The sequence below is a fragment of the Pseudomonas sp. SDO55104_S430 genome (assembly GCF_054070595.1).
This window is the reverse complement of the sequence record NZ_JBSVXG010000255.1, coordinates 1-7464: the sequence shown is the minus strand read 5'-3', so window position 1 is coordinate 7464 and position 7464 is coordinate 1. Positions and strand designations below refer to the sequence as shown.

Annotated in this window: 9 protein-coding genes; 6 read left to right on the top strand and 3 right to left on the bottom strand. The window is 57.7% G+C overall.

The genetic code is table 11. The features are described from left to right. The 4 genes from ACW9JE_RS26685 to ACW9JE_RS26670 all read left to right on the top strand — a co-directional run. Positions 1-419 (top strand): hypothetical protein (locus tag ACW9JE_RS26685; protein ID WP_457434455.1); only part of this gene is annotated, 419 nt, incomplete at its 5' end. 179 nt (positions 420-598) lie between these two features. Beyond that, positions 599-901, top strand: a complete 303-nt coding sequence (locus tag ACW9JE_RS26680; protein WP_175380466.1) for an ArsR/SmtB family transcription factor — start codon at positions 599-601, stop codon at positions 899-901. A gap of 155 nt (positions 902-1056) precedes the next feature. After that, entirely contained in the window at positions 1057-2040 is a 984-nt protein-coding gene (locus tag ACW9JE_RS26675) for a zinc-dependent alcohol dehydrogenase family protein (RefSeq protein WP_224533006.1), read from the top strand. Between the two features lie 15 nt (positions 2041-2055). Next, on the top strand, positions 2056-2373 hold the full coding sequence (locus tag ACW9JE_RS26670; protein WP_224533007.1) for an antibiotic biosynthesis monooxygenase family protein: 318 nt from the start codon (positions 2056-2058) through the stop codon (positions 2371-2373). A gap of 187 nt (positions 2374-2560) precedes the next feature. Here the strand turns inward: ACW9JE_RS26670 and ACW9JE_RS26665 are convergent, their stop codons facing one another. Together ACW9JE_RS26665 and ACW9JE_RS26660 are read right to left on the bottom strand one after the other, a co-directional pair. Continuing rightward, complete coding sequence (locus tag ACW9JE_RS26665) at positions 2561-3343, bottom strand: ABC transporter substrate-binding protein (RefSeq protein ID WP_224533008.1); 783 nt, start codon at positions 3341-3343, stop codon at positions 2561-2563. A 67-nt stretch (positions 3344-3410) separates the two neighbouring features. Continuing rightward, complete coding sequence (locus ACW9JE_RS26660; protein WP_457434454.1) at positions 3411-4373, bottom strand: arginase family protein; 963 nt, start codon at positions 4371-4373, stop codon at positions 3411-3413. A gap of 123 nt (positions 4374-4496) precedes the next feature. On the opposite strand from ACW9JE_RS26660, the gene ACW9JE_RS26655 reads away from it, so the two are divergent. Next, the gene (locus tag ACW9JE_RS26655; RefSeq protein WP_457434453.1) at positions 4497-5375 is read left to right on the top strand and encodes a LysR family transcriptional regulator ArgP; all 879 of its coding nucleotides are present in this window, start codon (positions 4497-4499) and stop codon (positions 5373-5375) included. On the opposite strand, the gene ACW9JE_RS26650 is transcribed toward ACW9JE_RS26655, so the two are convergent. Further along, the gene (locus ACW9JE_RS26650; protein ID WP_457434452.1) at positions 5372-6256 is read right to left on the bottom strand and encodes a LysR substrate-binding domain-containing protein; all 885 of its coding nucleotides are present in this window, start codon (positions 6254-6256) and stop codon (positions 5372-5374) included. The two genes, ACW9JE_RS26655 and ACW9JE_RS26650, sit on opposite strands and share 4 nt — an antisense overlap. A 189-nt stretch (positions 6257-6445) precedes the next feature. Here ACW9JE_RS26650 and ACW9JE_RS26645 point away from each other — a divergent pair, with 189 nt between their 5' ends. Beyond that, positions 6446-7351, top strand: a complete 906-nt coding sequence (locus ACW9JE_RS26645) for an MBL fold metallo-hydrolase (protein ID WP_457434451.1) — start codon at positions 6446-6448, stop codon at positions 7349-7351. Positions 7352-7464 lie beyond the last annotated feature (113 nt).

Sequence of the window (7464 nt, the reverse complement as noted above, 5' to 3'; positions counted from 1 at the left end):
TGCAACAGAATCGTGTTGCCGAAGGTGGCGCTGATCGCCTGCTGGAAAAACGTAATGCAGTAGCTGCTGATGGTTCGGATCGTTTGAAAGGTAACGAGGTTGCTGCTGACGGTTCGGATCGTCTGAAAGGCAACACTGTCGCTGCCGATGGCTCTGACCGCCTGAAAGGCAACACCGTCGCCGCCGATGGCTCCGACCGCCTGAAAGGAAACACCGTTGCAGCCGATGGCTCTGACCGCCTGAAAGGCAACACTGTCGCCGCTGATGGCTCTGACCGCCTGCACGGCAACACCGTAGCAGCCGATGGTTCCGACCGCCTGCACGGTAACACCGTCGCCGCCGATGGCTCCGACCGCCTGAAAGGCAACACCGTTGCAGCCGATGGCTCCGACCGCCTGAAAGGCAACACCATCGCCTAAGCTCTTCGCCTCACCGCAACACCCGCAAAAAGCCCGGTCTGATCAGCCGGGCTTTTTCGTGTCCGCCCTCCTCCGAACGACCCTTGTCCTGCCAATCGGTGAGTCGAAACCGTCACCCCAAAAACCTGGTACCAGCAGAAACACATTGACATATCGGTAAATTCCGATATCGTCGCGCCATGGAAATGCTCGACGTATTCAAAGCCCTCTCGAACCGAACTCGCCTTGAAATCCTCAAAGGCTTGAAGGATCCCGCGAAAAACTTCCCTCCACAGGATGAAGGGGACGTTCTCACGGTGGGCGTGTGTGTCAGCAGTATTCAGGAAGGCGTCGGACTGTCGCAGTCCACGGTGTCCGATTATCTGGCGACGCTGCAACGAGCAGGCCTGGTGGAAGTCAGGCGCATCGGGCAGTGGACCTACTACAAGCGCAATGAAGCAGCCATCAGCGCCCTGGCCGAGCTCATCGGGAAGGAGCTTTAATTTTTCTTCACATCAATACATCGGCATTTCCCGATATCCCTTTTTAACGAAGCGAGGTTCTTCAATGACACCAATGACATAAAAACCACCGTAATTTTCCACCTCAATACATCGATAATTCCCGATATCCCTTTTTACCGAAGCGAGACTACTCAATGAAAGCGATGATCCTCAACTCATTCGGCGGCCCGGAATCGTTCGAGCTGCGCGACGTAGCCAAACCCGTGCCGCACGCCGGACAAGTTCTTGTGCGAGTACACGCAACCTCCATCAATCCGCTGGATTATCAGGTCCGACGTGGTGACTATCCCGACCTGGTGCCCCTCCCCGCCATTACCGGCCACGACGTCTCTGGCGTCGTCGAAGCCGTCGGCCCGGGCGTGACGGCCTTCGCACCGGGAGACGAAGTCTGGTACACCCCGCAAATATTCGAAGGTCCGGGCAGTTATGCCGAGTACCACGTTGCTGACCAGCGCATTGTCGCGAAGAAGCCTGCTTCTCTGAGCCATCTCGAGGCGGCCAGCCTGAGCCTGGTTGGCGGAACGGTGTGGGAAGCCCTGACGGTGCGTGCGGTGCTCAGGGTGGGAGAAAGCATTCTGGTGCACGGCGGCGCGGGTGGCGTCGGTCATGTGGCGATCCAGGTGGCGAAAGCCATGGGCGCCCGAGTCTTCACGACCGTGCGCGAAGCGAACGCCGAGTTCGCACGACGCATGGGCGCCGATGTGATCATCGACTACGAAAAGGAGGATTACGTCGACGCCGTCATGCGGGAAACCGACGGGCGCGGCGTCGATGTCGTGTTCGACACCATCGGCGGCAACACGCTCTCGCGCAGCCCCGACGCCCTCGCGCAACTGGGTCGAGTGGTCAGCATCGTCGACATTGCCCAGCCGCAAAACCTCGTCCAGGCCTGGGGCAAGAACGCGAGTTACCACTTCGTGTTCACCAGACAGAACCGCGGCAAGCTCGATGAACTGAGCACTCTGATAGAGCGCGGCCAGCTGCGGCCGCACGTGGGTGCCGTCTACTCCCTTGCCGACATTCCCCTCGCCCATGCCCACCTGGAAAGTCCCAACAATGGCCTGCAAGGGAAAATCGCGATTGCCGTCGTGCCCTCTGCTCAACAAGCACTTAACTGACCTGGAGAAAACGCCATGATTTACGAAATCGCTCTACTGCCCGTTCACAACCAGCATATCGAGGGGTTCAAACAGGCTTTTGCCGAGGTCGCGCCATTGCTCGTCCGTGCCAAGGGTTACCGCGGGCATTTGCTTGCGCAGGGCATTGAAACGCCCGGGCAATTCAATCTGATCGTGCGATGGGAATCACTCGAGGATCACACGCCGGGTTTCGAAGCGAGTGAGGATCATCGGGTGTTCATGATGGGTCTGCAGGATTTTTTTGCAGAAGAGCCGACGGTCTATCACGTTGAAGGACCGGCCTTCACCATCGGTGACAGCAGCGCCACGTAAACCATTGTAGGAGCGAGCTTGCTCGCGATGGACGGAGGGACGACGCAGGGTGTCAGGTGCCCAACGTCTTCGTTGACGACCATCGCGAGCAAGCTCGCTCCTACAGATTTTCGAACCTCGGATTTATGGCCACCACAGCTCCCACAATTGGATCGCATACATCCCAAAAAATCAGGCCGCCTGCGGACTAATTTCCACACACCTCGAACTTGAAATACTTCTCCTGCAAGCGCTTGCAAGTGCCATTGGCGTTAACCGCGGCGATCGCTGAATTGAACTGTTCCAGCATGGCCTTATCGCCCTTGCGCACCGCGATACCATTGCCTTCGCCAAAGTATTTCGGGTCATCGTAGTCAGGTCCGACCACGGTATAGCCCTTGCCCGCGTCGGTGTTGAGGAAGGCTTCATAAACGTTGACGATATCGGCCAGGCCCGCGTCCAGGCGGCCGGCCACCAGATCGAGGAACAGTTGACCCTGCGATCCGTAGCGCACGACTTCTATGCCATTTGGCGCAAAGACATCGGAGGCGAAGCGGTCGTTTGTGGTCCCTTGCTGGACCCCGACTTTTTTGCCTTTGAGGTCGACCAGCGGATCGTTGATGGCAACGCCGGACTTCATGACCAGCTTGGCCGGCATGCTCCGATAGTACTGCTGGGTGAAGTCCACGGATTTGAGGCGCTCGGATGTAATCAACATAGAAGAAAGAATGGCATCGATCTTCCTGACTTTAAGCGACGGAATAAGCCCGTCGAACTCCTGATCCACCCACACGCATTTGACCTTCATTTCTGCGCAGAGGGCATTGCCCATGTCGTAGTCGAAACCGGCAGTGCCGCCGTCGGTTGTTTTGTAGGAGAACGGTGGATAGCTCGGTTCAATGCCGATGCGCACGGTTTTTTGCTCTTCCGAGACTGCCAGTGTCGAAGTCAGGGCGAGCGCGAAGAGGCCGACCAACTTGATCATGCTCATGATTGAGTTACCTGTTTTTATTAGGATCAGTGAATGGATGAACATCCAGACGCGTCGAATCGCGGTCTCACTTGCAAAGGTTGTAGGCGCCGCCCTCCCCCCATGAAGCACCCAGCACATTCAGGATCATTCTGCCGGCGGTAATGCAGGTGATGGCGTTGCTGGCATCGAAACCCGGCGCCACTTCCACGACATCCATCCCCACCACCTTGCAATCGCGCGACACGGCCCGCAGCAGCGGTGCGATCTGATCGAACCGCAAGCCACCCGGCGAAGGCGCCAGAACGCCAGGCATGCCGGAAGGGTCCAGGCCATCAGCGTCGACGGTGATGTAGACGGCCGCGCCTTTGGGGATGGTCTCCAGCACCGGCCCGATTCCAGCGGCGTGAAGCTGCTCTGCAGTAAAGATCCGCGATCCGTATTCCTGCGCCGCGGCAAACTCTTCGCGCCGGGCGCTGCCCGTTCCGCGCATTCCGATCTGCGTCATCCCCGAAATCCATGGCTTTTCGCTGGCCCAGCGCAATGGACTGCTGTATCCGCGGCGCACGCCATTGACCTCGGCGCGCCAATCCAGATGGGCATCGATGTGCAGGATGTGAACGGGGGTTTGCAGGACGGCCAGGGCATCCAACGCCGGAATCGTGACTCCATGATCGCCGCCGAGAATGAACACCTGAGCGCCATCGCCCCAGAGGCCGGCCAGCAGCTCGGTCACCTGACCGGCGTGTTCGTCGTAGCTGCCGTGGGTCCAGGGCATGTTGCCGTAGTCGACGCAGTGGGCCGGCAGCAGGCTGGACAGTTCTGCGCCCAGGTCGAAATCCCAATGCGCCTGGCCATCGCAGAACTGGCCCGATTGCCAGCGGATGGCATCCGGCGCGCGAGCCTGATCGTTGGGGTGCGGGTTGCCGGGATAAGGTTCGCTGTGGGGCAGCCCCAGCAACGCCACTTGGGTCGGCTGGGTCCGCGGGTTCGTTGCGACAGGCCAGTTCAGAAAAGGACGAACCGGCGCGTGGGTGGTGTGCATGGTCATGATTCGAATACTCCTGTTGAAGCCGTGGCGTGTGGTCCAGGCACATTGAGTAGACGGAATCGCGCGAGTATCCTCCAGCTAAATAAATTAGCCTGTCTTTAAAAAAACTAAATCAGAGGCAACATGCTCGACACTCGCGATTTGATGACATTTCTGGCGGTAATCGAGGAAGAGAGCTTCGAGGCGGCCGCCCGCGTGCTGCATGTCACGCCGGGCGCCGTGTCCCATCGGATCAAGCAGCTGGAGGAAAGTGTCGGGACATTGCTGGTCAAGCGACTGTTGCCGACCCAGGTCACCTCCGCCGGCGAAGTCGTCCTGCGCCTGGCGCAACAGGTGCGGATGCTGCAGATGGATACCCGGCAGGAGTTGAGCGAGGCCAACAGTGCGGTCAATGCCCGTCTCACCATTGCCCTGAACGATGACTCACTCTCGACCTGGTTTCTCGCGGCCATTCTTCCCGTGATCAGGGCCCATGACGTCTCGCTGGATTTGCGGATGGGCGATCACGAACACACCAATCAATTGCTGCGCGACGGCACCGCCATTGCCGCCATCACCACCGATCCAAAACCGGTCAGGGGCTGCGTCATCAAGGCGATCGGGGCCATGCGCTACAAGGCCGTGGCGACCCGGGAGTTTCAGCAGGAGTACTTTGCCCAGGGCTTCGATGAGCAGGGTCTGGAACGCGCCCCGACCATCCTTTTCGATCGCCAGGACACCATGACCGATCGCTTCTGCCGACAGCTGTTCGGCCAGACATTCCAGATGCCCGTGCATTACATACCCAGCTCTCGCAGCCTGATCGACGCGGCAATCATGGGGCTGGGCTGGTGCATGGCGCCGGAAAAACTGATCCGCGAAGACTGCGCCAGTGGCCGCCTGGTAGAACTCGCCCCGGACCAGACCCTGGATATCGAGTTGTTCTGGCAAGCCTTCAAGCTCAACACTCAGCTGCTCAAGGAACTCACCCAACGCATCTCGATTTCGATCGATGCCGGTTAACCGGGACTGCCGGCAAGCCATTCGATCAACTCAAGGACTTCAGGCCGGCTCCTGGTGCTTTCGCTGCAGACGCAGTAGTAGTTGTGCAGCGCCGGCACGCTCAGGGTAAAAGGCTGGACCAGCCGGCCGTCGTCAAGGTCCCGGGCCGATACCACCTCATCACTCAGGGCGACGCCAAAACCGTCTTTCGCCGCTTCCAGCACCATGCCGAAGTCTTCGAAATGAACATCGGTGTATTCGCGGTCCTGACCACCGGCTTCAGTGAGCCAGCGCCGCCATTGTCGCCCGTCGTCCTCGTGCAGCAAGCGATGATGGGCAAGGTCGCTGACGTAACGCAGTGCCCGGCCTCCACGCAGAAGCTGGGGACTGCACACCGGCGTCAGGCGGATGCCGTGCAGAAGGCGCCACCAGTAACCCGACTCCGGAGGCGTTCCGTAAGACACGGCGAGGTCCGCTCTACGCCAGTCGATGACTCCGAAGCCGCTTTCAGTGATGACCTTGAGTTTGATGTAGCGGTTTTCATCCATGAACCTGAACAGGCGTGTCGTCAGCCAGCTGAGCCCATAACTGCCCGGAATGGACAGGGTCAGGTGCTTCACTTCATCGGGTTTGATGTTTGCGCTTCGAAGGACCGACACCGCCCCGCCAATTTCCCTGATGGCGCTGGCCACATGCTTTTGCAGGACCCTTCCACTGTCGGTCAGCACCAATTGCCGCCCCTGCTTGACCAACAGTTCCACCCCCAGGCTGGCTTGCAGGGTTTTCAACTGCTGGCTCACGGCCCCGGCGGTGACATGCAGTTCATCCGCCGCCGCACTGATATTGCCCAGCCGCGCAACGCTCTCGAAAACCTTGAAACTGTGGAGGGGCGGTAAGCTCATCGGTAACGGCCTGGTATTGATGGTCTGGCAGGTAATAACTGATCCCTTGAACCTCGTCAACGGCATGTTTGACGGGACCCCATAAGCAACTGTTTAGATTTTCTAAATATAAAAACCTCAATATTTCTCGATTGATTAACACCGGCGCATTGGTTTGACTGAGGGCTCCACCACGAGGAAGTTTCACCCATGAAAACCAATAATAAAAAACTGGCCTTTGCTCTGACTCTGATGGCGGCGTTTACTTTCAATGCCAGTGCAGAAGACACGCCAAAAGAGAACTCTGCCTTTGTCGTGCACAAACTAAGCGACAATCTCTACGCCATTGGTGAACCGACTTATTACCAGGCCAACTATTCCTACCTGATTGTCGGCAACGACAAAGCCTTGATGCTGGACGCCGGGGCCAATCAAAAGGAGGACATCACCAAAGTCGTCAAGTCGATTACCCAAAAACCCGTATCAGTTCTGCCGTCGCATTTGCACTTTGACCACATTGGCGGCCTGCACAACTTCGACAGTATCTATTTGCTCGACACCGAATTTACCCGTCAATTCAAGCAGAAGGACGGGCTCTATCACGTGCCGGAACCGGTTTATCTGGGTAATTTCGATAAATTCGTTCTCGAACCGTTCAAGGTTTCACGGCTGGTCAAACCCAATGACGTGATTGATCTGGGCGGTGTCGAACTGAAGCTGCTCGGCACGCCTGGGCACACGCAGGATGAAGTGGCGCTTTATGATGAGAAGAACAATGTGCTGTTGTCGGGCGATCATCTTTATCCGTCATCGCTGTTTGTGGGCAACATGAAGGATTATGTGGATTCGGTGTCGGCAACGTTGAAGGTTATCAATAAGGACACGGCGATTTACGGTGCTCATGCGGGTACTGACCCAAAGCAGGTGCCGAAGATGACGTATGAAGAAATCGTGCTGATTCGCGACAAGATGCAGGCTGCGCAGGACAAGAGTGCAAAGCCTGAAGCGGTTCCAAGTTCCGATCTGGTTAAAAACGCGAATCTTTATAATGTCGACGACCAGGTCACGATACTGTCCGACATCGAATTCAAGGATGGCAGGAAATACGGATATTGATTGATGCATTCCTGTAGGAGCGAGCACGCTCGCGATGGTCGTCAACGATAACGTTGGGCACCTGACACCCTGCGTGGGCTGTGACTCCATCCCGAGCGTCCTCGCTCCTACAA

Bases quoted from the DNA above. Each gene is read 5' to 3' on its own strand.
- ACW9JE_RS26660 (WP_457434454.1), bottom strand. From the start codon at position 4,373: ATGACCATGCACACCACCCACGCGCCGGTTCGTCCTTTTCTGAACTGG.
- ACW9JE_RS26670 (WP_224533007.1), top strand. From the start codon at position 2,056: ATGATTTACGAAATCGCTCTACTGCCCGTTCACAACCAGCATATCGAG.
- ACW9JE_RS26675 (WP_224533006.1), top strand. From the start codon at position 1,057: ATGAAAGCGATGATCCTCAACTCATTCGGCGGCCCGGAATCGTTCGAG.
- ACW9JE_RS26665 (WP_224533008.1), bottom strand. From the start codon at position 3,343: ATGAGCATGATCAAGTTGGTCGGCCTCTTCGCGCTCGCCCTGACTTCG.
- ACW9JE_RS26655 (WP_457434453.1), top strand. From the start codon at position 4,497: ATGCTCGACACTCGCGATTTGATGACATTTCTGGCGGTAATCGAGGAA.
- ACW9JE_RS26645 (WP_457434451.1), top strand. From the start codon at position 6,446: ATGAAAACCAATAATAAAAAACTGGCCTTTGCTCTGACTCTGATGGCG.
- ACW9JE_RS26680 (WP_175380466.1), top strand. From the start codon at position 599: ATGGAAATGCTCGACGTATTCAAAGCCCTCTCGAACCGAACTCGCCTT.
- ACW9JE_RS26650 (WP_457434452.1), bottom strand. From the start codon at position 6,256: ATGAGCTTACCGCCCCTCCACAGTTTCAAGGTTTTCGAGAGCGTTGCG.